Annotated in this window: 26 protein-coding genes and 1 tRNA gene; 16 read left to right on the forward strand and 11 right to left on the reverse strand. The window is 66.2% G+C overall.

Translation table 11 applies throughout. The annotated features are described in order from the left end of the window. The first annotated feature begins 154 nt into the window (after positions 1 to 154). Genes QZL87_RS09235 through QZL87_RS09245 form a run of 3 tightly spaced genes read left to right on the forward strand, consistent with a single transcriptional unit; the run spans position 155 to position 3425 of the window. Positions 155 to 505 (forward strand): DUF6152 family protein, encoded by a 351-nt coding sequence (locus QZL87_RS09235; RefSeq protein WP_295326655.1) that lies wholly within the window; start codon positions 155 to 157, stop codon positions 503 to 505. 10 nt (positions 506 to 515) lie between these two features. Continuing rightward, the gene (locus QZL87_RS09240) at positions 516 to 1001 is read left to right on the forward strand and encodes a hypothetical protein (RefSeq protein ID WP_295326658.1); all 486 of its coding nucleotides are present in this window, start codon (positions 516 to 518) and stop codon (positions 999 to 1001) included. 60 nt (positions 1002 to 1061) lie between these two features. After that, positions 1062 to 3425, forward strand: coding sequence for a VacB/RNase II family 3'-5' exoribonuclease (locus tag QZL87_RS09245; RefSeq protein ID WP_295326660.1), 2364 nt, complete (start codon positions 1062 to 1064; stop codon positions 3423 to 3425). Positions 3426 to 3446: 21 nt separating this feature from the next. Here the strand turns inward: QZL87_RS09245 and QZL87_RS09250 are convergent, their stop codons facing one another. Continuing rightward, complete coding sequence (locus tag QZL87_RS09250) at positions 3447 to 4235, reverse strand: helix-turn-helix transcriptional regulator (RefSeq protein ID WP_295326662.1); 789 nt, start codon at positions 4233 to 4235, stop codon at positions 3447 to 3449. Between the two features lie 118 nt (positions 4236 to 4353). On the opposite strand from QZL87_RS09250, the gene QZL87_RS09255 reads away from it, so the two are divergent. Continuing rightward, positions 4354 to 4746 (forward strand): hypothetical protein, encoded by a 393-nt coding sequence (locus QZL87_RS09255; protein WP_295326663.1) that lies wholly within the window; start codon positions 4354 to 4356, stop codon positions 4744 to 4746. 108 nt (positions 4747 to 4854) lie between these two features. Here the strand turns inward: QZL87_RS09255 and QZL87_RS09260 are convergent, their stop codons facing one another. Next, positions 4855 to 5310 (reverse strand): universal stress protein, encoded by a 456-nt coding sequence (locus QZL87_RS09260; RefSeq protein WP_295326665.1) that lies wholly within the window; start codon positions 5308 to 5310, stop codon positions 4855 to 4857. Between the two features lie 159 nt (positions 5311 to 5469). Between QZL87_RS09260 and QZL87_RS09265 the strand changes: the two genes are divergently transcribed. The 5 genes from QZL87_RS09265 (at position 5470) to QZL87_RS09285 (ending at position 10767) form a co-directional block, all read left to right on the forward strand. Continuing rightward, the gene (locus QZL87_RS09265) at positions 5470 to 6783 is read left to right on the forward strand and encodes a pyruvate dehydrogenase complex dihydrolipoamide acetyltransferase (protein WP_295326667.1); all 1314 of its coding nucleotides are present in this window, start codon (positions 5470 to 5472) and stop codon (positions 6781 to 6783) included. 91 nt (positions 6784 to 6874) lie between these two features. After that, a complete protein-coding gene (locus tag QZL87_RS09270; RefSeq protein WP_295326669.1) occupies positions 6875 to 7249 on the forward strand; it encodes an endonuclease domain-containing protein in 375 nt (124 codons plus the stop codon). After that, complete coding sequence (gene lpdA, locus QZL87_RS09275) at positions 7242 to 8639, forward strand: dihydrolipoyl dehydrogenase (RefSeq protein ID WP_295326671.1); 1398 nt, start codon at positions 7242 to 7244, stop codon at positions 8637 to 8639. Before QZL87_RS09270 ends, lpdA begins: the two co-directional genes overlap by 8 nt. A gap of 95 nt (positions 8640 to 8734) precedes the next feature. Next, positions 8735 to 9358, forward strand: a complete 624-nt coding sequence (locus QZL87_RS09280) for a phosphatase PAP2 family protein (protein ID WP_295326673.1) — start codon at positions 8735 to 8737, stop codon at positions 9356 to 9358. 161 nt (positions 9359 to 9519) lie between these two features. Further along, positions 9520 to 10767, forward strand: a complete 1248-nt coding sequence (locus QZL87_RS09285) for an amidohydrolase family protein (protein WP_295326675.1) — start codon at positions 9520 to 9522, stop codon at positions 10765 to 10767. A 93-nt stretch (positions 10768 to 10860) separates the two neighbouring features. Here the strand turns inward: QZL87_RS09285 and QZL87_RS09290 are convergent, their stop codons facing one another. Both QZL87_RS09290 and QZL87_RS09295 read right to left on the reverse strand, forming a co-directional pair. Continuing rightward, positions 10861 to 11646, reverse strand: coding sequence for a tyrosine-protein phosphatase (locus QZL87_RS09290; RefSeq protein WP_295326677.1), 786 nt, complete (start codon positions 11644 to 11646; stop codon positions 10861 to 10863). Further along, complete coding sequence (locus QZL87_RS09295) at positions 11643 to 12458, reverse strand: crotonase/enoyl-CoA hydratase family protein (RefSeq protein WP_295326679.1); 816 nt, start codon at positions 12456 to 12458, stop codon at positions 11643 to 11645. The genes QZL87_RS09290 and QZL87_RS09295 overlap by 4 nt, the downstream gene beginning before the upstream one ends. Positions 12459 to 12509: 51 nt before the next feature. Between QZL87_RS09295 and QZL87_RS09300 the strand changes: the two genes are divergently transcribed. Then, entirely contained in the window at positions 12510 to 13649 is a 1140-nt protein-coding gene (locus QZL87_RS09300; RefSeq protein ID WP_295326681.1) for an acyl-CoA dehydrogenase family protein, read from the forward strand. A 14-nt stretch (positions 13650 to 13663) separates the two neighbouring features. Then, positions 13664 to 14344, forward strand: coding sequence for an acyl-CoA dehydrogenase family protein (locus tag QZL87_RS09305; RefSeq protein WP_295326683.1), 681 nt, complete (start codon positions 13664 to 13666; stop codon positions 14342 to 14344). Between the two features lie 138 nt (positions 14345 to 14482). On the opposite strand, the gene QZL87_RS09310 is transcribed toward QZL87_RS09305, so the two are convergent. The 6 genes from QZL87_RS09310 to QZL87_RS09335 form a co-directional block, all read right to left on the reverse strand. Then, the gene (locus tag QZL87_RS09310) at positions 14483 to 15613 is read right to left on the reverse strand and encodes a CaiB/BaiF CoA-transferase family protein (protein WP_295326685.1); all 1131 of its coding nucleotides are present in this window, start codon (positions 15611 to 15613) and stop codon (positions 14483 to 14485) included. Positions 15614 to 15630: 17 nt separating this feature from the next. Next, on the reverse strand, positions 15631 to 16881 hold the full coding sequence (locus QZL87_RS09315) for an acetyl-CoA C-acetyltransferase (protein ID WP_295326687.1): 1251 nt from the start codon (positions 16879 to 16881) through the stop codon (positions 15631 to 15633). Positions 16882 to 16905: 24 nt separating this feature from the next. Beyond that, positions 16906 to 17688 carry an SDR family NAD(P)-dependent oxidoreductase gene (locus tag QZL87_RS09320; RefSeq protein WP_295326689.1) on the reverse strand — a complete coding sequence of 261 codons (783 nt, stop codon included), beginning with the start codon at positions 17686 to 17688 and terminating at the stop codon, positions 16906 to 16908. Between the two features lie 13 nt (positions 17689 to 17701). Further along, on the reverse strand, positions 17702 to 18907 hold the full coding sequence (locus tag QZL87_RS09325; RefSeq protein ID WP_295326691.1) for an acyl-CoA dehydrogenase family protein: 1206 nt from the start codon (positions 18905 to 18907) through the stop codon (positions 17702 to 17704). Continuing rightward, complete coding sequence (locus tag QZL87_RS09330; protein ID WP_295326694.1) at positions 18904 to 19998, reverse strand: acyl-CoA dehydrogenase family protein; 1095 nt, start codon at positions 19996 to 19998, stop codon at positions 18904 to 18906. Before QZL87_RS09330 ends, QZL87_RS09325 begins: the two co-directional genes overlap by 4 nt. Before the next feature lie 102 nt (positions 19999 to 20100). After that, the gene (locus QZL87_RS09335; RefSeq protein ID WP_295326696.1) at positions 20101 to 21282 is read right to left on the reverse strand and encodes an acyl-CoA dehydrogenase family protein; all 1182 of its coding nucleotides are present in this window, start codon (positions 21280 to 21282) and stop codon (positions 20101 to 20103) included. Between the two features lie 121 nt (positions 21283 to 21403). On the opposite strand from QZL87_RS09335, the gene QZL87_RS09340 reads away from it, so the two are divergent. Continuing rightward, the gene (locus tag QZL87_RS09340; protein ID WP_295326699.1) at positions 21404 to 22384 is read left to right on the forward strand and encodes a nitronate monooxygenase family protein; all 981 of its coding nucleotides are present in this window, start codon (positions 21404 to 21406) and stop codon (positions 22382 to 22384) included. A 121-nt stretch (positions 22385 to 22505) separates the two neighbouring features. Continuing rightward, on the forward strand, positions 22506 to 23588 hold the full coding sequence (locus tag QZL87_RS09345; RefSeq protein ID WP_295326701.1) for a flavin reductase: 1083 nt from the start codon (positions 22506 to 22508) through the stop codon (positions 23586 to 23588). Here the strand turns inward: QZL87_RS09345 and QZL87_RS09350 are convergent. Next, positions 23589 to 23678 (reverse strand) — tRNA-Ser (locus QZL87_RS09350). Positions 23679 to 23890: 212 nt separating this feature from the next. On the opposite strand from QZL87_RS09350, the gene QZL87_RS09355 reads away from it, so the two are divergent. From QZL87_RS09355 to QZL87_RS09365, 3 genes are read left to right on the forward strand one after another with little or no spacing between them, the layout of a single operon-like run. Next, positions 23891 to 24886: a lytic murein transglycosylase gene (locus QZL87_RS09355; protein ID WP_295326805.1), complete on the forward strand. Its 996-nt coding sequence runs from the start codon at positions 23891 to 23893 to the stop codon at positions 24884 to 24886. Next, positions 24870 to 25853 carry a septal ring lytic transglycosylase RlpA family protein gene (locus QZL87_RS09360; protein WP_295326704.1) on the forward strand — a complete coding sequence of 328 codons (984 nt, stop codon included), beginning with the start codon at positions 24870 to 24872 and terminating at the stop codon, positions 25851 to 25853. Before QZL87_RS09355 ends, QZL87_RS09360 begins: the two co-directional genes overlap by 17 nt. 9 nt (positions 25854 to 25862) lie before the next feature. Continuing rightward, positions 25863 to 26813, forward strand: a complete 951-nt coding sequence (locus QZL87_RS09365; protein WP_295326706.1) for a D-alanyl-D-alanine carboxypeptidase family protein — start codon at positions 25863 to 25865, stop codon at positions 26811 to 26813. The last annotated feature ends 28 nt before the right edge of the window (positions 26814 to 26841 follow it).

Consider the following 26841-nt stretch of genomic DNA (forward strand, 5'->3'; position numbering starts at 1 on the left):
TGAGCGCCGCCGCAGGCGGCGTCGAAGGGCGGGGACACGCGGTTTTTTGTACATGGGGAAAGATCCCGTCCCACAAACCTTAAGCGGCGACGCCCTTGCACCGGGGAGCTTGGAGTTCTAGTTTTCGCATAGAGGGGCTCGAAGGAGACTGTCGATGCGATACCCCCTGCTGATGGCGGCCGCGACGCTGAGCCTGGCTGCGCTTCCCGCCGCCGCCCACCATGGCTGGTCCTCCTATGACGAGACCAAGCCCGTCACCCTGACCGCGTCCTTCACCGAATTGTCGTGGGCCAATCCGCACGGCAGCGCGAAGATGCGCTGGCAGGGCAAGGTCTGGGACGTGATATTGGCGCCGGTCGGCCGCATGGAAGCGCGCGGGCTGACGCGTGCCGAGATCGAACCCGGCAAACGCTTTCGCCTGACCGGCTATCTGCGGCGCGACGGCACCGCCGAAATGCGGATCGAACGCGTGATGATCGGCAAGAAGACGGTCGAGCTGCGCTGAGGACGCGCGGGTGGAGCCCGTTCTGACCGCCGCCGCGGCATGGCTCGATGCGGCGGGCATCGGGCCGTGGGCGCGCGGATCGGCGCTGGTCTATCCCGTCGCCAATACGCTGCACCTGCTCGGCCTCGTCATGCTGGTCGGCGGCATCGGCGTCGTCGATCTGCGGATCGTGGGTCTGTGGCGGAGACTGCCAATGGCGGAGCTGTCGCGCGCGCTGACGCCGGTTGCCGTCGCGGGGCTGGTCCTGATGGCGGCGAGCGGCACGATCCTGTTCGCCGCCGATGGCGCGGCACTGGCGCGGTCGGCCATCTTCGAGCGAAAACTGGTCATCATTGCCGCGGCGCTGGCGAACGCGGCCGCCTTCCGGTGGGCGTGGGGCGCGCGCATGGCACGCTGGACCGGCCCCGTTCCTCGTGCGGCGCGGGCGATGGCCGGGGCGTCGCTCCTCCTGTGGCTCGCGGCGGGGGCGTCGGGGCGCTGGATCGCTTACGGCTGACGATGGCGAAGGCGCGCTATCGCTTGGTAAAGCCCGTTCGCGCGCTTATAGCTTCGGCCAATGAAAAAACGTTCGAATAATTCACCCGGCTTGCCCAGCAGCCAACAGATTCTCGATTTCATCACGGCGTCCGACCAGCCGGTCGGCAAACGCGAGATCGCCAAGCATTTCGCGCTCCACGGCAACGACAAGATCGCGCTGAAGGCGCTGCTCAAGGACATGACCGACGAAGGCCTCGTCGATCTGGCGCCGGGCCGCGCCTTTCAAAAGCATGGCGGGCTGCCGCGCGTGACCGTGCTGCGCGTCGCGGCAATCGAGGGCAGCAATCTCTGGGCGGTGCCCGAACGCTGGGAAGGCGCCGGTCCCGCGCCGCGCCTGCGCGTGATGGAGCGGGGGAAGAAGGGGGCGCTCGGCGTCGGCGACCGCATTCTCGCGCGCACCGAGGAGCGCGGCAGCGGCCATGTCGCGCATCCGATGAAACGCCTGGCGGCGAGCGCCGAGATGGTGATCGGCGTGCTCGTCGAGGACAAGTCGCCCGGCGGCAAGCCGATGATCTGGCTGCGCCCCGCCGACAAGCGCGCGCGCTATGACTTCGCGGTCGCCGACAAGGGCGATGCCGAGATCGGCGATCTGGTGCGCGCCGAACTGACGGGGCGGGGGCCGGCGACCAAGGCGAAGGTCATCGACCGCATCGGCGACCCCTTCGCGCCCAAATCGCTGAGCATGATCGCGATCGCGCGGCACGAAATTCCGCATGTCTTCGACGGCGAAACGCTCGCCGAAGCCGAGAAGGCGGCGAAACTGCCGCTCACCCCCGACGGGCGCGAGGATCTGCGCGAGCTGCCGATCGTCGCCATCGACCCCATCGATGCGCGCGACCATGACGATGCGGTCTGGGCGATCCCCGACGAGGACCCCGGCAACAAGGGCGGTTTCCGCGCGATCGTCGCGATCGCCGACGTCAGCTTCTATGTCCGTCCCGATGCCGCGCTCGATCGCGAGGCGCGGCGGCGCGGCAACAGCGTCTATTTCCCCGACCAGGTCGTGCCGATGCTCCCCGAAACCTTGTCGGCGGGCGTCTGCTCGCTAAAGGCCGGCGAAGATCGCGCCGCGATGGCGTGCCATCTCGTCATCGACCGGCATGGCAAGGTGACGTCATGGCGTTTCACCCGCGCGCTCGTCCGGCTGCGCGCGAACATCGCCTATGAACATGCGCAGGCGGCCTATGATAGATCTACGTCGCCCCAGCGAAAGCTGGGGTCGCAGGAGGCCACCCAGGACCCCAGCGATCCCAGCTTGCGCTGGGATGGCGATATAATTCCGGCCCTCAAAAATCTGTGGGCCTGCTGGGCGCTACTCGCCAAGGCGCGCGCGGCGCGCGATCCGCTCGACCTCGAACTGCCCGAGCGGCAGGTGATCCTCGACGAGCAGGGCGGCATCGCCGAGATCCGGGTGCGTGATCGCCTCGACGCGCACCGGCTGATCGAGGATTATATGATCGCGGCGAACGTCGCGGCGGCAAAGGCGCTCGAGGCGAAGAAGTCGCCGGTGATGTACCGTATCCACGAACCGCCGAGCCGCGAGAAGCTCGTCAGCCTCAAGGATTATCTCGAAACCTTCGAACAGAGTTTCGCGCTGGGGCAGGTGATCACGCCCGCGGTGTTCAATCGCCTGATCGACGGTTTTTCGGAAGACGACCGGCTGCCCGAGATCATGCAGGCGATTTTGCGGAGCCAGACGCAGGCCTATTACGGCCCCGCCAACGCCGGCCATTTCGGTCTCGCGCTCGGCTCCTACGCACATTTTACCTCGCCGATCCGCCGCTACGCCGACCTGATCGTCCACCGCGCGCTCGTCGACAGCTACCGGCTCGAAGTGCCCGGCAAGCCCAAGGATCTGCCCGCGCGCACCGGGCTGGGCGAGGCCGACGCCAAAGGGCTGTCGCGCATCGGCGAAGCGATCAGCGCGCTCGAGCGCCGCGCGATGGAAGCCGAACGCGAGACCGTCGACCGCTATGTCGCGGCTTATCTCGCGACCAAGACCGGCGAAATCCTCGTCGCGCGCATCACCGGGGTGCAGCCCTTCGGCTTCTTCGCGACCGTCGACGGGCTCGGCGGCGACGGGCTGGTGCCGGTATCGACGCTGGGCAGCGAACGCTTCTTTTATGACGAGGCGGCGCGCACGCTCGACAGCGAGCATGGGCGGGTGAGCTATAGCGTCGGCCAGCGGATCGAGCTTCGGCTGATGGACGCCAATCCGATCAGCGGCGCGCTGCGCTTCGAGCTGCCCGACGCGCCCGAAGGCGGCTTCCGGAACCGCCCGCCGCGGCGCGACGGGGTGAAGGACAGGGACAAGGCCGGCAAGCATATGGTCGGCAAGCGCGGGCGCCCGGCGAATATCAAGCACAAGGGACGGAAACGCTGAACCTTATCTTCGAATGACGAATTATGATTGTTCGACGGCCGTTTGGCGCAGCAACGCCGCACTCTCGGCATCGGCCGGGAAGAAGGCCTCGATCGCCAGCTCCGACAATGTGATGTCGACCGGCGTGCCAAAGATCGTGACCGTCGATACGAAGCGAATCCGACCCATCGGCGTGTCGAGGATCAGCGGCACCGCTATCCCGTTCGCCGCGCTGCCGTTATGCGCGTCGCTGCCTCCGGCATAGCCGGCAAGCTCTTCGCGCAGCGCGATCAATCCGGCATCGGCGCTCGCATCGATTTGATGGTCGAGCCGTTCGAGCAGATGCGCGCGCCATTCGCCATGATTGACGATATGCGGCGCCAGCCCCTTCGGGTGCATCGCGACGCGCAGAACATTGACCGGCGGCTCGAGCAATTCGGGCGCCACCAGTTGCATGAGCAGCGCGACCGCGGCGTTCGCCGCGATCATGTTCCAGTGGCGATCGACCGCAAGCGCGGGGTAGGGCTCATGCCCTTTCAGCACATGCTCGACGATCGCCCGCATCCCCGCCATTTCGGGGCTGTCGAGCGGCCGCTCCTGATAGTCGGGCGCATACCCGCCCGCGAGCAGCAGCGCGTTGCGCGCGCGGTGCGGCACTTCGAGGCAATCGGCAATCCGCTGCAGCATCGCCGCGCTCGGTTTCGAACGCCCCGTTTCGATGAAGCTCAGATGCCGCGTCGAAATCTCGCTGTCGAGTGCGAGGTCCATCTGGCTCATCCGGCGCCGGACACGCCATTCGCGGAGCTGTTCGCCGAGGGGAGCGGGCTTCATTATCATTCTCCTTCGTAACGTCCGCTATACCCCGGGCTTCGGTTTTTCCATTACCTCCGGCGTAATCGACGCCATTCCATTCGCGGTTCAATTGGGGCGGGTCGAAAGGAGAATCACCATGTCGATCCGCAACCTCAAGAATATCCTCATCGCCGACGCCGTGACCTGCACCGGGGTCTTCGCCATCGGCCTGCTCGCCGCGACGCCGGTCGGCGCGCTGCTCGGGCTGCCCGCCAATGTCGTCGCGATCGGCGGCTGGATCTGCCTCGCCGCCGCGCTGCTGATGGTCGTCGCCGCGCTGCAGAAGGCGCCGAATGCCGCGCTGGTCAAGCTGATCGCGCTCGGCAATCTCGGCTGGGTCGCCGCGAGCTTTGCGGTCGTCGCGACCTTCGCCGCCGCAATGACCGGCATCGGCATCGCGGTTGTCGTCGCGCAAGCCTTCGCCGTGCTCGGTTTCGCGATCCTCGAATGGAAAGGCGCAGCGGTGAGCGCGCAAGCTATCACTGCATAAACACTCCGTCATTGCGAGCGCAGCGAAGCAATCCAGGGCGGCACTGCCCACTCTGGATTGCTTCGTCGCCTTCAGCTCCTCGCAATGACGAATTGTTTCAAGGTGAGCTCAGCTCAGCGCATCGAGCCGGGCGATGTCGATCCCGCCCGGCACTAGCATCACCGGACAGGGGAGGGTCCCCGCATCCTGTCCGGTGAAATGCGCGACCAGCGGTCCGGGGGCTCCCGACGGCGCGGTCGCAAGGACCAGCGCGGCGATCTCATCGCTGGCGCCGATCAACTCGCGCACGGCCTCCACGGGCTTTCCCGACTTGATCAATATCTGCGGCGTCAATCCCGCTTCCTGCATGACGGCATCGGCAGCCGCGGCGGTCAGTTCCTCGGCATGTTCGCGCGCTTCGGCCTCGATCGTCGCCTGAACCCCGCCAAAGGCGACGAAATCATGCGGCGGGATGATCGCGAGCACGATCACGCCGCCGCCCGTCCGCGCCGCGCGACGCGCCGCGAAGCGCAGCGCCAGCGACGCCTCCGGGCTGTCGTCGATCACCACCAGATATGTCCGCATCACCCCGACCCCTCGTGTTTTTGCTTGAGCGGAAGAGTGCGTCACATTCGTATGAAACGCAAGCTGGCCCGCTGGACCTTGACCGGGACAGGGCTTATGGCGAGGAAGAATCCGTAGCGGCAGGCCCCGCCTGCAAGACTGACAGGGACAAGCCTAGACATGCCAATCGAACTCAAAATGCCCGCTCTCTCGCCGACGATGGAGGAGGGCACCCTTGCCAAATGGCTTGTGAAGGAGGGCGATGAGGTCAAGTCGGGCGACCTGCTCGCCGAGATCGAGACCGACAAGGCGACGATGGAGTTCGAAGCGGTCGACGAAGGGGTGATTGCGCAGATCCTCGTCGCCGAGGGCACCGACAATGTGAAAGTCGGCACCGTGATCGCCGTGATCGCGGGCGAGGGCGAAGATGCGAGCGCAGCGAAGGCGGCCCCTGCCGCCGAACCGAAGGCCGAAACTCCCGCGCCGGCGTCCGCCAAAGACGTCGCCCCAGCGGAAGCTGGGGCCGCTCCCGTGAGTGCGCCGACGCCAGCGGTCCCAGCTTCCGCTGGGACGACGAAAGATGGCGACCGCATCAAGGCGAGCCCGCTCGCCAAGCGTCTCGCCGCCGAGCAGGGCATCGACCTCAAGGGCGTGACCGGCACCGGCCCCGGCGGCCGTATCGTCAAGGCAGACCTCGAAGGCGCGCCGAAGGGCGCCGCAGCCCCCGCGGCCGCAACCGCCGCTCCGGCTCCTGCCGCGGCCGCTCCGGCCCCGGCAGCCGCCGGCGCGATCCCCGATTTCGGCATCCCGCACGAGGACGAAAAGCTCAGCGGCATGCGCAAGACGATCGCGCGCCGCCTGAGCCAGTCGATGCAGGAATCGCCGCATATCTACCTGACCGTCGACATCCGCCTCGACGCGTTGCTCAAGCTCCGCGGCGAACTCAACGCCAGCCTCGAAAGCCGCGGCGTCAAACTCAGCGTCAACGACATGCTGATCAAGGCGCTCGCGGTCGCGCTCGAACGCGTGCCCTCATGCAACGTCAGCTTCGGCGGCGACGTGATGCGCCAGTACAAGCGCGCCGACATCTCGGTCGCGGTCAGCATCCCGGGCGGGCTGATCACCCCGATCATCGTCGATGCCGGCGGCAAGTCGATGTCGAAAATCTCGACCGAAATGTCCGAACTCGCGGCCAAGGCGAAGGAAGGCAAGCTCCAGCCCAACGAATATCAGGGCGGCACCGCCTCGATCTCGAACATGGGCATGATGGGGATCAAGCAGTTCACCGCCGTCATCAACCCGCCGCAGGCGATGATCATGGCGATCGGCGCGGGCGAGAAGCGCCCTTATGTCGTCGACGACGCGCTCGCGATCGCCACCGTCATGTCGGCGACCGGCAGCTTCGACCACCGCGCGATTGACGGCGCCGATGGGGCGCTGTTGATGAAGACCTTCAAGGAACTGGTGGAGAACCCGCTGGGGCTGGTGGCATAAAATGCCCGACGCGGCCCATAGCCCCTCTCCCCTTGCGGGAGAGGGGTTGGGGAGAGGGGGGCGGCCTGTCGCACTCGCCCGCGCGAAGCGCATGCGATCGGAACCCACCGACGCAGAACGGGCGCTCTGGCAACTTCTCCGGGCCAAACGGTTCGTCGGATATAAATTCAAGCGCCAGGTGCCGATCGACCGCTACATTGTGGACTTCGTCTGTTTTGCGGATCGTCTGATCATCGAGGCAGATGGTTCGCAACATGCAGAAAGCGATTATGACGCGGAACGCGACGCCTACCTTGCCAGACAGGGCTTTCGCGTCCTTCGTTTCTGGAACAACGACATTCTAACCAACACCGAGGGTGTAGGCGAAGCCATCTGGGCGGCGCTTCAGGACGAGACGTCCACCCCCTCTCCCCAACCCCTCTCCCGCAAGGGGAGAGGGGCTTTTGAAGGAGCCCATAATGGCTGACACCAACTACGACCTCATCGTTCTCGGTTCGGGGCCCGGCGGCTATGTCGCGGCGATCCGCGCGGCGCAGCTCGGGCTCAAGACTGCAATCGTCGAGCGCGAGAATCTCGGCGGCATCTGCCTCAACTGGGGGTGCATCCCGACGAAGGCGCTGCTGCGTTCGGCCGAAATCTATCACTACATGCAGCACGCGGGCGACTATGGCCTGATCGCCCAGCAGATCAGCGCTGACATCGACGCGGTGGTGAAGCGCAGCCGCGGCGTCGCCAAGCAACTCAGCCAGGGCGTCGCCTTCCTGATGAAGAAGCACAAGATCACCGTCCATATGGGCGAGGGCAAGCTGACCGCGCCGGGCAAGCTCGAAGTGAAGGGCGAGAAAGGCAGCGAAACCCTCACCGCGAAGAACATCATCGTCGCGACCGGCGCGCGCGCCCGCGATCTGCCGTTCGCGCCCGCCGACGGCAAGCGCATCTGGACCTATCGCCACGCGCTCGTCCCGCCCGAAATGCCGAAGAAGCTGCTCGTCATCGGCTCGGGCGCGATCGGGATCGAATTCGCGAGCTTCTACAGCGACATGGGCGCCGAAGTGACCGTCGTCGAAATGCTCGACCGCCTCGTCCCCGTCGAGGATGCCGACGTCTCGGCCTTCCTCGAAAAGGCGCTCAAGAAACAGGGCATGACGATCCACACCGGCGCGGGCGTCGAGGAACTGAAGGCCACCGCCAACGGCGTCTCGGCGAAGATCAAGGGCAAGGACGGCAAGGTCGAAAGCGCCGAGTTCAGCCACGCGATCGTGGCAATCGGCATCGTTCCGAACACCGAAAATATCGGTCTCGAAACGCTCGGCGTGAAGACGACCAAGGGCCATATCGACACCGACGCGATGTGCCGCACCAATGTGCCCGGCATCTGGGCGATCGGCGACGTCACCGCGCCGCCGTGGCTCGCGCACAAGGCGATGCACGAATCGATCATCGCGGTCGAGGCGATCGCGGGCAATCATCCGCACGCGATGGACCCGCGCAACATCCCGGGCTGCACCTATTGCCGCCCGCAGATCGCCAGCGTCGGGCTGACCGAGGCGAAGGCGAAGGAGCTCGGTTACGAGGTGAAGGCCGGCACCTTCCCGTTCATCGGCAACGGCAAGGCGATCGCGCTGGGCGAGGCCGAGGGTTTTACCAAGACCGTGTTCGACGCCAAGACCGGCGAACTGCTCGGCGCGCACATGATCGGCGCCGAGGTCACCGAGCTGATTCAGGGCTATACGATCGGCAAGACCGCCGAACTGGTCGAGGATGATTTCATCGGCACCGTCTTCCCGCATCCGACCTTGAGCGAGACGATGCACGAAGGCGTGCTCGCGGCGTTCGGGCGGCCGCTGCATATTTAGTCTTCACCAACCTCGTCATTCCCGCGAAAGCGGGAACCCAGCGAGTTGACGTTGCAACTGGGTTCCCGCTTTCGCGGGAATGACGAAGGAATAAGATGATAATCCAAGCCAAGCGACTGCCCGTCATCGCAGCCGCACTCCTCCTCGCCGTGATCCTCCTCGGCCTCGCCATCGGTGCCGGCTGGACCGAGACCGCCGACCGGCAAATCTCGCACCTGCTTTCGCTGCGCGTCGACGAAAGCGACCCCGCCTTCATCGCCTTCATGCAGGCCGCGAGCTGGATCGGCGGCGGCGTTCCGCGCTGGATCATCGTCATCCTGCTTTGCGGTCTCGTCTGGCACTGGTGCGGCCCGCGCTGCGCCATCGCGCTCGGCGGCGCATCGCTCCTCTCGAACCTCGCCTCCAGCCTGCTCAAGCTCGGCTTCGGCCGCGCACGGCCCGACCTCATCGACCATCTCGACCACCAGACGAGCTTTTCCTACCCGAGCGGCCACGCGACCAGCGCCGCGGCCGTCTACCTACTCCTCGCCTGGCTCGCGCCGCCGCGCTGGCGGCCTTTCGCCTGGGCGCTCGCAGCGGCGATGATCGTCCTCAACGGCTTTTCGCGCATCATGCTCGGCGTCCATTGGGCGAGCGACATCGCCGGGGGCACGATGCTGGGCGCGGCGTTCGCGATGCTCGGCGCCTGGTGGACCGACCGGCACAGGATCCCGGCCTGACGCATTTTCCGCTGTCCTATTTTGCGTCGGTTTGCCATCCCGTTCGCGGGCACTCACAACGGGCGGGGACGAACATGCAATCGCGAGTGAAGTTCGGCAGTTTTCTGCGGGGAATCATCTTTGTCTCGACGGCGTTCGCCGGGGTGGCCGCTCTTCCCGCGATGGCACAGGACGGCACCGGCCAGACCGTCATCACCGCCGCGCGCTATATCGATGTGCTGACCGGCAAGACGGTCGAGTTTCCGGCCATCTTCGTCGGCGCCGACGGTCGCATCGCGAGCATCGCCGACGCGCGCACGGTGCGCTGGGGATCGGAGGTCAAGCATATCGACCTTGGGGACAAGACATTGCTGCCGGGCCTGATCGACATGCACGTCCATCTCGACGGCCCCGCCGACATCGGCGGCTATCGCGGCCTCGAATTCACCGACAGCTTCTGGGGCATGACCGCGGTCAAAAATGCCAACGACATGCTCAACGCCGGTTTCACGACCGTGCGCAATCTGGGGTCGAGCGACCGCAACGACATCGGGCTCAAGCAGGCGATCGACGCCGGCTATGCGACGGGCCCGCGCATCGTGCCTGCGGGCTATGCGCTCGGCGCCACCGGCGGGCATTGCGACAGCACCTATCTGCCGCCCAGCCTCGAGAAGAAGGACGGCAAGGAAGAGGGGATCGGCGACACGCCCGATGAACTGCGCTATCAGGTCCGCCGCCAGCGCAAATATGGCGCCGAGGTGATCAAGGTCTGCGCGACCGGCGGGGTCTTCTCGCGCAACACCGAACCGGGCCAGTTGCAGGTGTCCCAAAAGGAACTCGCCGCGATCGCCGACGAGGCGCATCAGTGGGGCCTGCGCGTCGCGGCGCACGCCCACGGCACGACGGGCATCAAGGCCGCCATCGCGGCGGGGATCGACACGATCGAGCATGTCAGCCTGGTCGATGACGAGGGCATCCGCTTGGCGATGGCGCGCGAGCGACCGGTGTGGTTCTCGATGGACATCTTCAACACCGAATATACGCAAGCCGAAGGCGCGAAGAATGGCGTGCTCGAGGATAATCTGCGCAAGGATCGCGAGATCGCGCAGATCCAGCGCGACAATTTCCGCAAGGCCGTGAAGGCAGGCGTGCGGATGGTGTTCGGTTCGGACGCAGGGGTGATGCCGCACGGCGACGTCGGCGGGCAGTTTCGCGTGATGGTCGAATATGGGATGACGCCGATGCAGGCGATCCGGGCCGCGACGAAGAACGCCGCCGAGGCGCTTGGCCGCGAGAAGGACGTCGGCGCGATCGCGGTCGGCCGCTATGCCGACATCGTCGCGGTCGACGGCGACCCGCTGGTGAATGTTCGCGAACTGGAGAGCGTCGATGCGGTGGTGAAGGGCGGGGTGCTGGTGCGAGGGAACTGAGGATGATCGTCGCCCCCGCGAAGGCGGGGGCCGCTGGAGATATAGCGTAAGGCCGATAATGGCCCCCGCCTTCGCGGGGGCGACGGGTTTTTCCTACACCACCAGCCGGTCGATCATCGCCTCGCGCATCTCGGGGGTGAAGTTCAGCACCGCTTCGGCATAGGTCGGAATGTCGCCATGGTCGCGCCGCACCGTCGCGAGCGCGGCGTCGATATAGGAGGGATTGACCGACATCAGCGCGCGGATCGCGTCGTCGTGGATTTCGGCGCCATAGCGCGAGCGGATATGCGCGGCGCCCTGCGCGATGCGTTCCTCGATCTTGCCCGCGGTGTTGGTGAGCAGATAATCGTGCATCAGATCGTCTTCATGGACGCCGAGCAACCGGTGGACGATCGCGACCGCAAAGCCCGTCCGGTCCTTGCCCGCAACGCAGTGGACGAGACTCGGCGCATCATATTCGGAAAGCGCCGCGAGATAGAGCCGCAGCGTCGCGACGAGCGCGGGGCGGTAGGGCATGCCGGCATAGGTATCGATCATCCGCTCGCGCGCCGTCGCGACATCGATCGTACCGCCCGCCGCCTGCAGATGCGGCGCGAGGCCCGCGGTCACGCCGCCCGCGAAGAGCACGCGCGCCGAGAAATTGTCCGACCGCCGGCACGGGTGCAGCTCGCGCTCGTCGTCGCCGCGCAGGTCGACGACCGTCTCGAGCCCCAGCGCGTCGAGCGCGGTCAGATCCTCGTCGGTCGCCGCCTCGTGATGCGCCGAGCGCCACAGCATCCCGTCGCGCAGCCGCCCGTTGCCATCGACGGCATAGCCCCCATAGTCGCGGAAATTGTGGATGCCGGACAGCGGCAGGACACGCTCGGCGAGCATGGTCATTCTCCTGTAAACATAGGGGGACGCTTTTCGACGAACGCGTTGATCGCCTCGCGGTTATCCGCGGTTTCATGGACGATCGCCTGATAGGCTGCGCTCAATTCCAAAATATCGCTCATCCGGCTGTGCTGCGCCTCGCGCAGCAGACGCTTGGTCAGACGCAGCGCGCGGGGCGGGTTGCAGACGATCCGCTCGGCAATGGCGATCGCCCGGTCGAGCAGCTCCGCGTCGGGCACGACGTCCGTGACCAGACCATATTCCTTTGCCTGTGCCGCGTCAAAGCGGTCGCCGGTCAGGAACAGCTCGGCGGCGCGCGGGTAGCCGAGTATCTTTTGCAACAGCCAGGCGCCGCCATCGCCAGGGACGATCCCGACCTTGATGAAGCTGCACGCAAATTTGGCGCTCTCGGCGGCGATGCGGATGTCGCAGGTGCAGGCGAGGTCGGCGCCGAGCCCGATCGCATGGCCGTTCACCGCGGCGATCATCGGCACCTCGCAATCCATCAGCGCGCGGATTACCGCCTGGACGCCCTTGCGGTAATTGGCGCGGGTGGAATCGGGCTGGTCGAGCACGCCGATGCCGGTGCGGTCCTGCATGCCTTTGAGGTTCCCGCCGGCGCTGAACGCCTTGCCGCTGCCGGTCAGGATGATCGCGCTGACGCTACGGTCGTCGCCGAGGGTGCGCAGCGTGTCGATGATGTCCCGGCAGTCTTCGTGGGTGCCGATCGCATTCATGCTCTCGGGCTTGATCATCGTCAGGATCGCGATCTTGCCCCGCCGCTCGACACTCAAAAATTCGCCCCCAAAATCGCTCATCGTCAATAATCCTTTGCTGCCTAACCAAAGCTATTGCATGGCTGGGGCGACATGCAAGGCTTTGCGCTCTATCCTTTCGATCCGCCCGGCGACGTTGCCGCACTGCGCGCCGATTTGCGGGCCTGGCTTGCGGTGAATCAGCCGGCGGGCGACGTCGTCGCGAGGGCGAATTGCTGGGCGAGCTTCGATGCGGATTTCAGCCGGGCGCTCGGCGCCGCGGGTTATGTCGGCATGACGCTTCCGGCGCGTTACGGGGGCGGCGATCGCCACCCGCTCGAACGCTATGTCGTGATCGAGGAATTGCTCGCGGCGGGGGCACCGGTGGGCGCGCACTGGATCGCCGACCGCCAGACCGGTCCGCTGATCCTGCGCTATGGCAGCGAGGAACAGCGCGAGCGCTATCTGCCCGGCATTGCGAAGGGCGAGCTCTACGCCTGCATCGGCCTGTCCGAACCGGGCGCCGGGTCGGATCTTGCCGCCGTGCGGACGTCGGCGCGCGAAACCGCTGAAGGCTGGCGCATCAACGGTCAGAAGATATGGACCACCGGCGCGCATTTCTCCCACATCATGCTCGCGCTCGTCCGTACCGAGGAAGGCAGCGAACGCAACGCCGGGCTCAGCCAGCTGCTGATCGACCTCGACACGCCCGGCATCACGATCCGCCCGATCATCGACATGGCGGGGCATCATGATTTCAACGAAGTCTTTTTCGATGACGTGCTGGTGCCGCACGGCGCCTTGGTCGGCGAGCGCGGGCAGGGATGGAAGCAGGTCACCGCCGAACTCGGCCTCGAGCGGTCGGGGCCCGAACGTTATCTGTCGAGCCACGCGCTGCTGGTCGCATTGATCGACGCGGCGGGGGCCGACCCCGATCCGGCAGTCGCGGGCCTGATCGGCGAGCTCACCGCCGAAATGTGGACGCTGCGCCAGCTGTCGATGTCGACCGCGGCGAAGCTCGCGTCGGGCGAGGATCCCATGGTCGAGGCGTCGGTGGTGAAGGAGCTGGGCAATGGCTTCGAACAGGATATGCCGCGCCGCGTGCAGGCGATCGTCGATTGCGGTTGGGACGACCCCGACGACCTCGCGAGATTGCTTCGCGCTTTGCTCATCGCATCGCCGAGCTTCTCGCTGCGCGGCGGGACGCGGGAGGTGATCCGGGGGATCGTCGCACGCGGGCTGGGCCTCCGGTGAGCGCGGCACGCGACATGTTGTGCTATACTGCAAGGGCGGTGTTCGCCGAGGCCGCGGCCGCCGGAATGGCACCGGTCGAGGAGGCTGGTTTCGACCTGCTGCTCGTCCCCGAAGAGGATGGCGGCTTCGGCGGCGACTGGGGCGACGTGAATGTCGTGCTGCAAATCGCGGGCGTGATGGCCCCCGAGCTCCCAATTGCCGAACTGACCGTCGGCGAGGCGCTCCAGCCCGCGGCGACCGTCAGCCTGATGGCGGGTGCGATGGGGCGGGCGCTCGCGCTCTCGATCGACCATGTCAACACGCGCCAGCAATTCGGTCGCCCGCTCGGCAAGTTCCAGGCGGTCCAGCAATCGCTCGCGATCATGGCGTGCGAGGTGCGCGCGGTCGATGCCGCCGCGGCGGCGCTGGCGGCGCGTCTCGACATGGTGGACCGCGATCCGTCCGCCGCCGACTTCGAAATCGCGGCGGCAAAGCTGCGCGCCAATCGCGCGGTCGGTGTCGTCACTGCCATCGCGCATCAGGTGCATGGCGCGATCGGCTTCACCGAGGAATATGACCTCCACCGCGTGACGATCCCGCTGATGCGCTGGCGCGGCGCGTACGGGAACGACGCCTATTGGGCGGCACGGCTGGGCCGTCAGGTCGCCGGTTTCGGCGGGCGCGGCCTGTGGGAAGCGATGACCGCGCGGGGGTAGGCTGGGAGTCCTTCGCGTATCAAAGATTACGTGTCCCCGCGAAGGCGGGGACCCATCTCCTGCCGGTTCAACATGGCACCGACCGGAGATGGGCTCCCGCCTTCGCGGGAGCACATGGCTTTTTCAAAGACCGCTTTTCTACCGCACAGCGCCACCGTCGCGCAGAGCCGCGATCTTCTGCGCGTCGTAGCCGAGACCCGCCAGCACCGCGTCGCCATCGGCGCCGACCGTGGGCGCCGCGCGCGGCGTGTCGTTGACCGTTGCCGAATAGCGCGGCGCCGGGGCGGGCTGGATCGCGCCGCCGACGGTCAGGAAGGTCTCGCGCGCGACATTGTGGGGATGCTGCGGCGCTTCGCCCAGCGACAGGATCGGCGCGAAACAGACGTCGGTCATTTCCATGATCGCGCACCATTCGTCGCGGGTTTTGGTCCTGAACAGGGCGGTCAGCTTTTCCTTGAGCGCCCCCCATTTCGACGGGTCCATCTGCGCGTCGAAATCGGGGTCGTCGGTCAGCCCGGTCTTTTCGCGGAGCAGTGCATAGAATTGCGGCTCGATCGACCCGATCGAGATGAACTTGCCGTCGGCGCAGACATAGCTGTCGTAAAAATGCGCGGCGCCGTCGAGCATGTTGACGCCCGCCTCGTCCTTGAGCCGCCCCGAGGCGAGGAAGCCCCAGGTCATGCCCGCGAGCAGCGCCGAGCCATCGGTCATCGCGCAGTCGATCACCTGACCCTCGCCGGTGCGCGCGGCATGGACGAGCGCGCTCGACATGCCGAAAGCGAGCATCATGCCGCCGCCGCCGAAATCGCCGACATAATTGACCGGCGGCACCGGCTTCTCGCCCGCGCGGCCGATGCCGTGAAGCACCCCCGAAAGCGAGATATAGTTGATGTCGTGTCCCGCCGCTTGCGCATAGGGGCCGAACTGGCCCCAGCCGGTCATGCGGCCGTAAACGAGCTTCGGATTGTCGGCGAGCAGCACGTCGGGACCGAGCCCGAGCCGCTCCATCACGCCCGGGCGATAGCCCTCGATGATGCCGTCGGCGCTCTTGCACAGTTCGCGCGCGATCCGCACTGCTTCCGGGTTCTTCATATCGAGCGCGATCGAGGTGCGGTTGCGGCTCAGCGGGTCGCGCGGATCCATGAAGCCGCCGGGGCGATCGATGCGGATCACCTCGGCGCCATGGTCGGCGAGCATCATGCCGCAGAAGGGGCCGGGACCGATGCCGGCAAATTCGATGATCCTGATGCCCTTCAGCGGCCCGGCCATGATGCTCTCCTGTTCCTTCAGATGCGTTCGATGATGATCGCGGGCGCCATGCCGCCGGCGGCGCACATGGTGACGAGACCATAGCGGCCGCCCGAGCGTTCGAGCTCGTCGAGCGCGGTGCCGATCAGGATCGAGCCCGTCGCGCCGATCGGATGGCCGAGCGCCATCGCGCCGCCGTTGATGTTCACCTTTTCGCGGGGCAAATCGAGGTCGCGGATGAATTTCTCGGCGACGACCGAGAAGGCCTCGTTGATTTCCCAGACGTCGATGTCTTCCTTCTTGAGCCCCGCCTTCTCGAGCACCTTCTTGGCCGCCGGAACCGGGGCGTTGAGCATCAACGTCGGATCGTCGCCGATATTGGCATAGGCGACGACGCGTGCGCGCGGTTTCAGGCCGTTCTTCTCGGCATAGTCCTTCGACGTCAGCAGGATCGCCGCCGCCCCGTCGACGACGCCCGAGGAGTTGCCCGCATGGTGGAAATGCTGGATTTCGAGGTCGGGATAGCGGCGGTTGATCTGCTTCCTGAAGGTGAAGCCGCCGCCCATGTCGAAATCGGCGAGACCGGCGAAGCTCGGCTTGAGCGCCGCGAGACCCTCGGCAGTGGTTTCGGGGCGCGGGAACTCTTCACGGTCGAGCGCGACGCTGCCGTCGGGGTTGAGCACGGGCACGACCGACTTGGCGAAGCGGCCTTCCTTGATCGCCTTGTCGGCGCGCTGCTGGCTGACCAGCGCGAGCGCGTCGAGCGCCTCGCGGCTGATGCCCTCGATCGTCGCAATCGCGTCGCCGCAAATGCCCTGGTGCGATTGCGGATGCAGTTCGTCGAGCGCCTCGTGGCCGGACCCCATCAGGCGCGGCGGCAGGCCGGCATTTGCCTGTTCGGCGGCATAGGCGGTGGTATAGCTCATCATCTCGGTGCCGCCCGCGATGACGCAATCTTCCATGCCGCTCATCACGCTCGCCGCAGCGAAATTCACGCTGCTGATGCCGCCGCCGCAGAAACGATCGAGCGTCGTGCCGCTGGCCTTGGTGTCGTAACCCGCCGACAGCGCGGCCATGCGGCCGAGGTCGCCGCCCTGCTTGCCGTTCTGGCTCGACGTCGACCAGACGATGTCGTCGACGGTCGCGGTGTCGAGGTTGTTACGGTCGCGGATCGCGGCGAGGACGGTCGCGGCGAGATGCTGCGGGTGCAGGTGCGACAGCGCGCCCTTGCCGGGCTTGCCGATCCCGCGCGGGGTGCGGACGGCGTCGATGATATAGGCTTCGGCCATGGAGATATTCCTTCGCTGAGAGAATTAACGGGGAGCCATGCGGATCGCGCCGTCGAGGCGGACGGCCTGGCCGTTGAAATAGGTGTTGCGGACCATCTCCATCGCGAGGCTCGCATATTCCTCGGCCTTGCCGAGCCGCTTGGGGAAGGGGACCGAGGCTTCGAGGCTCTCCTTCACCTTCGGGTTCATGTTGCCGAGCAGGGGCGTACCGAACACGCCGGGCATGATCGAATTGACGCGGATGCCGAGGTCCATCAGGTCGCGGGCCATCGGCAGGACGAGGCCGTTCACCCCCGCCTTGGCCGAACCGTAAATCACCTGGCCGATCTGCGCGTCCTGCGCCGCGACCGAGGCGGTGAAGATGATCGCGCCGCGCTCGCCGTCCTCTATCTCGGGCAGGGTCGCCATGCCTTCGGCGGCGATCGAGCCGATGCGGTAGCTCGCGGTCAATATGCCCTCCACGCCATAGGCATAATCTTCGGTCGGGGTGCGCCGGAACGTGCCCGTTTCCTTGTCATAAGCCAGCGTCTTGCCGCGACGCGAGGTCATCGCGCAGTGGACGGCGACGCGTTCCTGCCCGTGCGCTGCGCGCGCCTTGGCGAAGCCGTCGAGGACCGATTGCTCGTCGGTGATGTCGACATGGACGAACAGTCCGCCGATCGATTGCGCGACCTCTTCGCCGAGCGGGTCGTTGATGTCGAAGATGGCGACCTTCACCCCCGCGGCGGCGAGCGCCTCGGCGGTCGCGCGGCCGAGGCCGGACGCGCCGCCGGTGACGACAGCGGCGATGGAGGAATCGATTTTCATGGGGAGGCTCCTCTCAGGCTGGTATCTGGTTGAAGGGGACGCCCTTGTCTGGTCGGTGATCCTGCGGCAGGCCGAGAATCTTCTCGGCAATCGTGTTGAGCAAAGTCTCGTCCGACCCGCCCGCGATGCGGCCCGTCGGCGCGTTGATCCAGCTCGACGCCCAATCATCCTTGGGCGACGCATGTTCGTCGAACGCGAAAGCATCGGTTCCCTGCAGGTCGAGCGCGAGCTCGGAGAGCTTCTGGCGCGACCGCACCGCGACGAGCTTGTTGAGCGAGCCTTCGGGACCCGGCGTCATCCCGGCCTGCATCATCAGCCGCGCGCGGCGGTTGATCGAATCGAGCCCGGCGCGCATCGCATAATTGCGCGCGATCTGCTGGCGGATGCGGCCATCCTCGATCGCGGGGCGGCCGTTCAGCTTCACCTCTTTCGCAAGATCGACGAACAGGTCGAGGTGCGGCCCGAAACCCGCGCTGTCCGTCGCGACATAGCGTTCGATCATCAGCGTCGCGAGCGCGACCGCAAAACCGCCGCCGACCGGCGACATGCGATGGTCGTCGCTGATCTTCACATCGTCGAAGAAGACCTCGTTGACGTGGCTGTCGCCGCCCGCGAGCTTGATTGGACGCACCGTGACACCCGGCGCCTTCATGTCGACCCAGAAGTAGGTGAGGCCCTTGTGCTTCGCGACGGTCGGGTCGGTGCGCACGACGATCACGCCATAGTCGCTATATTGCGCCCAGCTCGTCCAGACCTTCTGCCCGTTGATCTTCCAGCCGTTTCCATCGGTCTCGGCGCGCGTGCGCAGGCCGGCAAGATCGGTGCCGCCCGACGGTTCGGAAAAGAGCTGGCACCAGATTTCATCGCCCTGCAGCGCCTTGAGCACGCGTTCCTTGACGAACTCGCGGTCACTGCCGAACTGCATCAATACGGGCACCGGCATACCGAGCGAGATGCCGAAATAGACGTTGGGGAAGCCGTGCTTCATCTCCTCGCCCTCGAAGGTGATCTTCTCGATATGGCCGAGCCCCTGACCGCCGAGGTCGATCGGCCAGTTGATGCCGGCATAGCCTGCATCGAACTTGGCTTTCTGGTAACGGCGGCCGAGCGCCAGATCTTCTTCGACGGCCAGACCCTGACGCGCGGCCTTGCCGAACGTCGGCACCATCGATTCGCACCAGGCGACGGCCTTGGCACGATAGGCTTCGAGATCGGTCATGCGCCTGCTCCTGCCAGCCGGTCGACGAGTACATCTTCCCAGAAGAAGCCGCTCCCCTGTTCGAGCGCGAGGGTGCGCGCACGGCGCATATGGAGATGCAACCCGATCTCCCACGTCACGCCGATGCCGCCATGGATCTGGATGCAGTCGCGCGCAGCCGTGTCGTAAGCCTCGGTTGCCGACAGGCGCGCGGCGGCGGCGGCGGTGATGAAATCATCCTGCCCTTCGCGCGCCGCCGCGTGGATCGCGTTGGCGCGCGACAGTTCGACGAGGCCGTAAAGTTCGGCGATGCGATGCTTGATCGACTGGAAGGCGCCGATCGGCTGGCCGAACGCCTTGCGCGTCAGCGCATAGTCGCGCGCGATCTCCATCAGCGCCTCGGCGCCGCCGGTCTGCTCGTGCGCAGTCACGACCGCCTGCAGCGCGAGGATGTGCAGCGCCGCACCGCGCACCGCCTTGCCGGTCACGAGCGTTTCAGCGGGGGCGCCGGCGAATGTCAGATCGGCGACGCAGCGGCTGTTGTCGAAGCTGTCGACCGCGCGGCGTTCGACGCCCGCCAGATCGGCGATGACCAGCGCGGGCGCGCCGCCCTCGTTGGCGAGAAGAATAGCGACACCGGCGAAGAGCCCGCCCGATACGCCCACGGCACTTCCGTCGAGCTTGCCTGCCGCCAGCGCGACGGCGGGCCGCGCGGGCAGGGGGTCGGGGCCCGACGCGAACGCCACCGCACCGATCGTCTCGCCGCTCGCAAGGCCGGGGAGCCAGCGCGCCCTTTGCTCTTCGCTGCCGTAAAGTTCGATGGCTTTCGCCGCGCCGAAACTCGAGGTCAGGAAGGGCGCGCCGCTGAGCGTTCGCCCCGTCTGATGCGCGATCAGTCCCAGTTCGACCAGGCCAAGATCAAGGCCGCCATAAGCTTCGGGAAGCGCGAGCGCGGTCCAGCCCTGCTCCTTGGCCGTCGTCCAGAAATGCTCGTGATACCGGCCGCTGGCCTGGAGCAGCGGCAGCAGGTCGTCCTTGCCGACCCGCGCCTCGAGCGCCCGCCGCGACTCGGTCGCCACCGCCTGCTGCCCTTCGTCGTACAAAATCGACATCGGCTTGTTCCTCTATCCCGTGCTTTCGGCCATCATCCGAACGTTAACGTAAACGTCAAGTGTTTTGACGCGACGAGAGAGCGGGATCAACTGTCGCCCCTGTCAGGCCAGACCGGCCTTCCAGTCGCGCTTGATCTTTTTCGCGAGGCTCCATTTATGGACCTCGGTCGGCCCGTCATAGATGCGGAAGGCGCGGACCTCGCGGAACACCTGCTCGACGATCGTCCTGTCGGAGACGCCCGTACCGCCCATCACCTGAACACAGCGGTCGGCGATCCGCATCAAGGCTTCGGACACCGCGACCTTCGCCATCGAGCTTTCGACGGTGCCGAGCGAACCAGCGTCGAGCACGCCCGCGCACCAGTCGATCATCAGCTCGGCCTGCTTCAGATCGATCATATTCTCGGCGAGCATGAAGCCGACGCCCTCATGCTCCATCAGCGGCTTGCCGAACGCCTCGCGCCGGTTGGCATAGTCGGTCGCGATCTCGTGCGCGCGGATGCACGCGCCGAGCCAGCGCATGCAGTGCGACAGGCGGGCAGGGGACAGGCGCACCTGCGCATAGCGGAAGCCTTCGCCGGCTTCGCCCAGCATCTGGTCGGCGGGCACCCGCAAATTTTCGATCGTTATCGTGGCATGGCCGCCGGGCATCGAGCTGTCGATCGTGTTCGGCACATGGTCGATGCGGATCGCGGGATCGGGCAGGTCGACGAGGAACATGCACGCGCCTTGCTCGGCCTTCGCCATCACGATGCCGACGCGCGCGCCCTGCGCGCCGGTGATGAAGGTCTTGCGACCATTGATGACCCAGTGGTTGCCGTCGGAACGGCAGGTCGTCTTCATCATCGACGGGTCCGATCCCGCGCCGCCCTCGTCGGCGGGTTCGGTCATGAAGAAGGCCGAACGGACGCGGCCTTCGACCATCGGCTTTAGGAAACGCTCCTTGAGTTCGGGGCTGCCTTCCTTGCCAAGCAGATACATATTGCCCTCGTCGGGCGCCATCGTGTTGCAAGCGAGCGGGCCGAGCGGCGACAGGCCCGACTTGATCAGCACCACCGCGGTCTCGCGCTGGTTGAGGTGGCTGCCGTCGAATAGAATATGCGGCGTCAGCACCCCTGCGGCGCGGGCGTGTTCGCGCATTTCCATGACCAACTCGTCGGTCGGTGCGCCATGATGGTCGCGGCGCGGATCGGCTTCATAGGGAATGACGGTTTCGCGAACGAAGGCTTCGACCTTTTCGGCGATCGCCCGCGCCCGATCCAATATGCCTTCGTGCGACGCCATTCCGATTCCCTTCGCTATCTAACTTTCTTTCCAGTCAACCCGACGTTGACGTAAGCGTCAAGTTATTTCATGGATCGGCGTGACGATGCCGTAAGGGCAGGATGACCAGGGAGGGATCGAGATGGCTTTCAAGACACGCATCACCGAAATGCTGGGGATCAAGCATCCGATCGTCCAGGGCGGGATGCAAAGCGTCGGCTATGCCGAACTGGCGAGCGCGGTGTCGAACGCCGGCGGCCTTGGCATCATCACCGCGCTGACGCAGCCGAGCCCCGAAGCGCTGCGCGCCGAGATCGAACGCTGCCGCGCGATGACCGGCAAGCCGTTCGGCGTGAACATGACGGTATTCCCGACGATCAACGCGCCCGACTACAAGGCCTATGCCCAGGCGATCATCGACGGCGACGTCAAGATCGTCGAGACCGCGGGAACGCAGGCGGTGCGCGAAATCTGGGAGATGCTGAAGCCCCATGGCGTCACCATCCTCCACAAATGCACCGCGGTGCGCCATGCGCTGTCGGCCGAGCGCGCGGGCTGCGACATCATTTCGATCGACGGTTTCGAATGCGCGGGCCATCCCGGCGAGGATGATATTCCCGGCCTGATTTTGATCCCTGCGGCGGCCGACAAGGTGAAGATTCCGATGCTCGCCTCGGGCGGCTTCGGTGACGGGCGCGGGCTCGTCGCGGCGCTGTCACTGGGCGCCGAGGGCATCAACATGGGCACGCGCTTCTGCGCCACGGCCGAGGCGCCGATCCACGACAATGTGAAGCAGGCCTATATCGACAATGACGAGCGCGGCAGCTTCCTGATCTTCCGCAGTCTCAAGAATACCGCGCGCGTCGGCAAGAGCGCGGTGAGCGAAGAGGTGGTGCGCCGCCTCGCGGTTCCCGATGCGACCTTCGCCGATGTCGCGGAACTGGTGAACGGCAAGGCGGGCCGCGAATTGCTCGAAACGGGCGACCTGTCGAAGGGCGTGTTCTGGGCGGGCATGGTGCAGGGCCTCATCCACGACATCCCGACCTGCAAGGAACTGATCGACCGGATCATCGCCGAAGCCGACGCGATCGTCGATCAGCGGCTGGCGTCGATGCGCGCCTGACGCGCCCAATGCCCCTAGCCGCTAGCGCGCCGCGACGGCTTTCGATATGATCCGATTCTGCGCAACTTGATCATATCGAAAGCCGCCGGCGTCTCGTCCGCCGGCACGGCAAGGGGGATGTTTGAGCCTCATCGAATATAAGGGTTTCGGCGGCGTTCCTCTGGCGGCCGACATGCTCGGCGACGAGAACGACCCCGCCGTGTTGCTGGTGCCCGAAGTCGGGCAGGACAGGACCGCGTGGCGCGAGGTCGCCGAGGCGCTGGTGCTCTCGGGCCGCCGCGTCGTGAATCTCGACCTTCGCGGCGATGGGGAACTCGCGCTGCATATCGAAGATCTCAGGGCGGTGCTTGCCCAGATGGGATCGCGCCCGGTGGTGGTCACCGCGGGACGCGGCAGCTGGATCGCGACGCGCGCGTTGGGACTGGACGGCGCCCATCTCGCCGCGGGCCTCGTCCTCGTCGACATGCCCGTCGATGACGATGCCATCGAAAGCGGAGTGGCGGAGCGGCTGGCGTTGCCGACGCTCGTCGTTCGCGGCGGCTTCTCGCCCGCGCAATGCAGCGCGGCCAGCGAGGCATTCAACGCGGCGTTGCCATTCGGCGAGAGCGCCGACATCAACGAATGCGACCTCGAACTCGCCTCCGACCGCAGGGAAGCCTTGCTCGGCCAACTCCTCGAGTTCCTCGAGCGCCGTCAACCGCGCGAAGCGATGGAGTTCAAGGCCGGGTCGGACCCGCGCACGCTGCGCGACGCCATGGGCTGCTTCGCCACCGGAATCACCATCGTCACCGCGCTCGACGCCGCAGGAACGCCGGTTGGCCTGACGGCGAACAGCTTCACCTCGGTGTCGCTCGACCCGCCGCTGCTGCTCGTGTGCATCGCCAACACGGCCGGCACCGCCCCTATACTCCGCGAAGCGGCGCATTTCGGGGTCAATGTGCTGCAAATCGGCCAGCAGCCGGCATCGAACCGCTTCGCCGCAAAGGGCGAAGACCGGTTCGCCAACCAGCCGTGGGCGCCGGGGCAAACCGGCGTGCCGCTGCTCGGCGGCTCGCTCGTATCGTTCGAATGCCAGCGCGAATCGCTCCACGAGGCGGGCGACCATTTCATCCTCGTCGGCCGCGTCGTCCGCGCGCAGTTCGAACCGCACCGCGATCCCTTGCTCTATTTCCGCGGAAAATATCGCCGGCTGCATTTCGCCTGATGGCGGACAGGGTGGGATTCGAACCCACGGTGAGCTTGCACCCACGGCGGTTTTCAAGACCGCTGCCTTAAACCACTCGGCCACCTGTCCGGTGCTGCCGCCATAGCGCGCGAGCGCCCGGCGGCAAGCGAAACCTTGTGCGCTCGATCCATCGCGCGAATGACTCGTCTCGTCCCGCCGCAACCTAGCCAAGCCGCTCGCATCTGTGCGACACCCATCCTATGGGTGGGGACATGATGCACGCTACAGGTTTCAGAACCGGACGCCTTTTCGGGATCGCCGCCGCCTTTCTATCGGCATGGATGCTTACCGCCTCGGCGCCGCTCCATGCGCAGAGCGGCGATACCGGTTTCGACACCTATGTTCAGTCGTTATGGCCCAAGGCGCAGGCGCGCGGCGTGTCGCGCGCGACCTTCGACCGCGTGACGGCGGGGCTGCGCTACAATGCCCGCGTGGTTGCGCTCGACCGCGACAATCTCGGCAGCCCGCCAAATCCGAATACGCCGATCCCGGCTTTCGCGCCGTACAAGGCGAAGCATGTCGATGCCGCGCGGATCGGCGGCGGCCGCCGCGTCCACGACCGGCTGCTGCCGCTCCTGTCGCGCATCGAACAGCGCACCGGCGTTCCGACGAGCATCATGATCGCCATTTACGGCCACGAAACCGCTTATGGTCAGGTCACGGGCAATTTCGACCTGCCCGAGGCGCTCGCCACATTGGCTTATGAAGGACGCCGCCGCAGCCTGTTCGAACCCGAGCTGATCGCGACGATGGTGATGGTCGAACGCGGCGTGCCGCGCGGCGTGCTGAAAGGCAGCTGGGCCGGCGCTTTCGGTTATCCGCAATTCCTGCCGTCGGTCTATCTGCGCGTCGCCGAGGACGGCGACGGCGATGGCGTCGCGCGCATCTGGTCGAGCGAAGCCGATGCGATCGAATCGATCGGCTCCTACCTCCGCAACGCCGGCTGGAGCGCGGGCCAGCCGTGGGGTGTCGCGGTCACGGTGCCTGCGAGCTTCAATCGCGGCGCGGTCGCCAATCGCCTGACCCCGACGCGCTGCCCCCGCGTTTTCGACCGTCACAGCCGCTGGCGCTCGATGGCCGAATGGCGCGCGGCGGGCATCCAGCCGCTCAGCGGACGTTGGCCCGACGGCAATGTGCAGGCGACTTTGCTCGAACCCGACGGCCCCGGCCGCACCGCTTATTTGCTGACCGGTAACTATCGTGCGATATTGGACTATAATTGTTCCAATTTTTACGCATTGTCTGTGGGGTTGCTGGCGGATGAAATCGATCGTTAGGGGCGGGGGCCTGATGGCCGGGGCGGCGTTGCTGCTGTCCGGTTGCGGCAGTTTCGATGGACAGCACGGGGGCGGGCCTGCCGCGAGCCCGGCGCCTGCGGCGGCGGCATCGGGGGTGACCGATGTACCGGTGACGATCGGCGAACCCTACAAGATCGGCGGGGTGAGCTACACGCCCACCGACGTCGCCGATTATGACGAGGTCGGCTACGCGGGCTGGTATGGCGACGAAACCGCCGGAAAGCCGACCGCGAACGGCGAAACCTTCGATCCAGCCGCGATCAGCGCGGCACACAAGACCCTGCCGCTGCCGAGCTATGTCGAAGTGACCGCGCTCGACACCGGGCGGACGATCCTGGTCCGCGTCAACGACCGCGGTCCGATGGTCAACGACCGGCTGATCGACCTGTCGCGCGGCGCGGCGGAGCAGCTTGGCATCGCCGATGGCGTCACCGCCGTCCGCGTACGCCGCACCAACCCGCCCGCCGCCGAGCGCGCCCTGCTGCGCGCCGGAAAGCCGGTTCGCGAACGGATCGCCACCCCCCAGTCGCTGCTGGCGATTCTCCGTGGCAAAGTGAAGGAACTGCCGGTGCCGAAAACCGCGACGGCGTCGGCGCCTGCCAGTCCGGCGACCGCATCGGCGACGGGCAAAGCCGGCGAAGACCGTTTCATCGTCGAGAGCCCCGGAACGAAGATGGCTGCGCCCGAAGCGGGACAGGCCACAAAACCAGCGACCACAGCGACAAAGCCCGCCGCCGCTGGCAGTTATTTTGTGCAGGTCGGCGCCTTCAGCACCGAAAGCCGCGCCGAAGCCGCCGCGAAGTCGGTCGGCGGCCACGTCTCCAAGGCCGGCAGGCTGTGGCGTGTGCGGATGGGGCCGTTCACGAACGATACCGAGGCGCGCCGCGCGCTGACGACGGCGAAAGCCAGGGGATTCCGCGACGCCCTGGTCCAGCGCAATCGCTGACGGCCGCATATGAGCACGCCCACCCCGTTTTTTCGAACCGCCGCGATCGCCCTATCGGGTTTTGCGCTGCTTTTCGTTCATCCGGCAGCATCGGCTCGCGAGGCGGGCCCAAAGAGCGCGCCGGTCATCGGTGCGCCCTATGAGACCGAGGCGCCGATCGCGATGCTCAAGGATCTCGATTCGGGCCGGGTGCTCTTTTCGCGCGGCGCCGACAAACGCTTCGCGCCCGCCTCGATGGCGAAGGTGATGACCGCTTATGTCGTTCTCGACCTGATCGCGAAGGGTGAATTGTCGCGCGACAAGCTCTTCACGGTCGAGGACGCGACATGGAAGAAATGGAGCGCGCGCCGCGGCGGGTCCACCATGTTCCTGCGCGCGGGCGAAAAAGTATCGGTCGATGATCTTCTCAAAGGGCTGATCACCGTTTCGGGAAATGACGCGGCGTCGGTCCTCGCCGTGGGAATCGACGGAAGCGAGACGGCTTTCGTCAAGCGAATGAATGACATGGCGGCAAGAATTGGCATGACATCGAGCCGATTCGGTACCGCGAGCGGCTGGCCCGACGGCGGCGTCACCAAGGTCAGCGCGGGCGATCTGATCTTGCTCGCCGGGCGGCTGATCCGCGATCATCCGGCCGCCTATGCCCGCTATTTCTCGATCCCGAAGTTCCAGCATGGACTGTCGCCCGACGGCAAGCCGATCGTCCAGGCGAACCGTAATCCGATTCTCGGCCGATTCGCCGGTGCCGACGGGCTCAAGACGGGGCATACGTCGGAAGCTGGCTATTGTTTTCTCGGCTCCGCGAAGCGCGACGGGCGTCGCCTGATCATGGTCGTCGCCGGCATGTCCAGCGAAAAGGCGCGCCGCGAAGAGGCGGAACGGCTGATGAACTGGGGCTTTGCTTCCGGCGGCGCATCGATCGCGACGAAAGGCCGGACGGCCGCTATCGCGGCGAGATGACAAAGGCGACCTGCCGGGCTACGGCCGG

This window comes from uncultured Sphingopyxis sp. (genome assembly GCF_900078365.1).
In the GTDB taxonomy this organism is placed as follows: Bacteria; Pseudomonadota; Alphaproteobacteria; order Sphingomonadales; family Sphingomonadaceae; genus Sphingopyxis.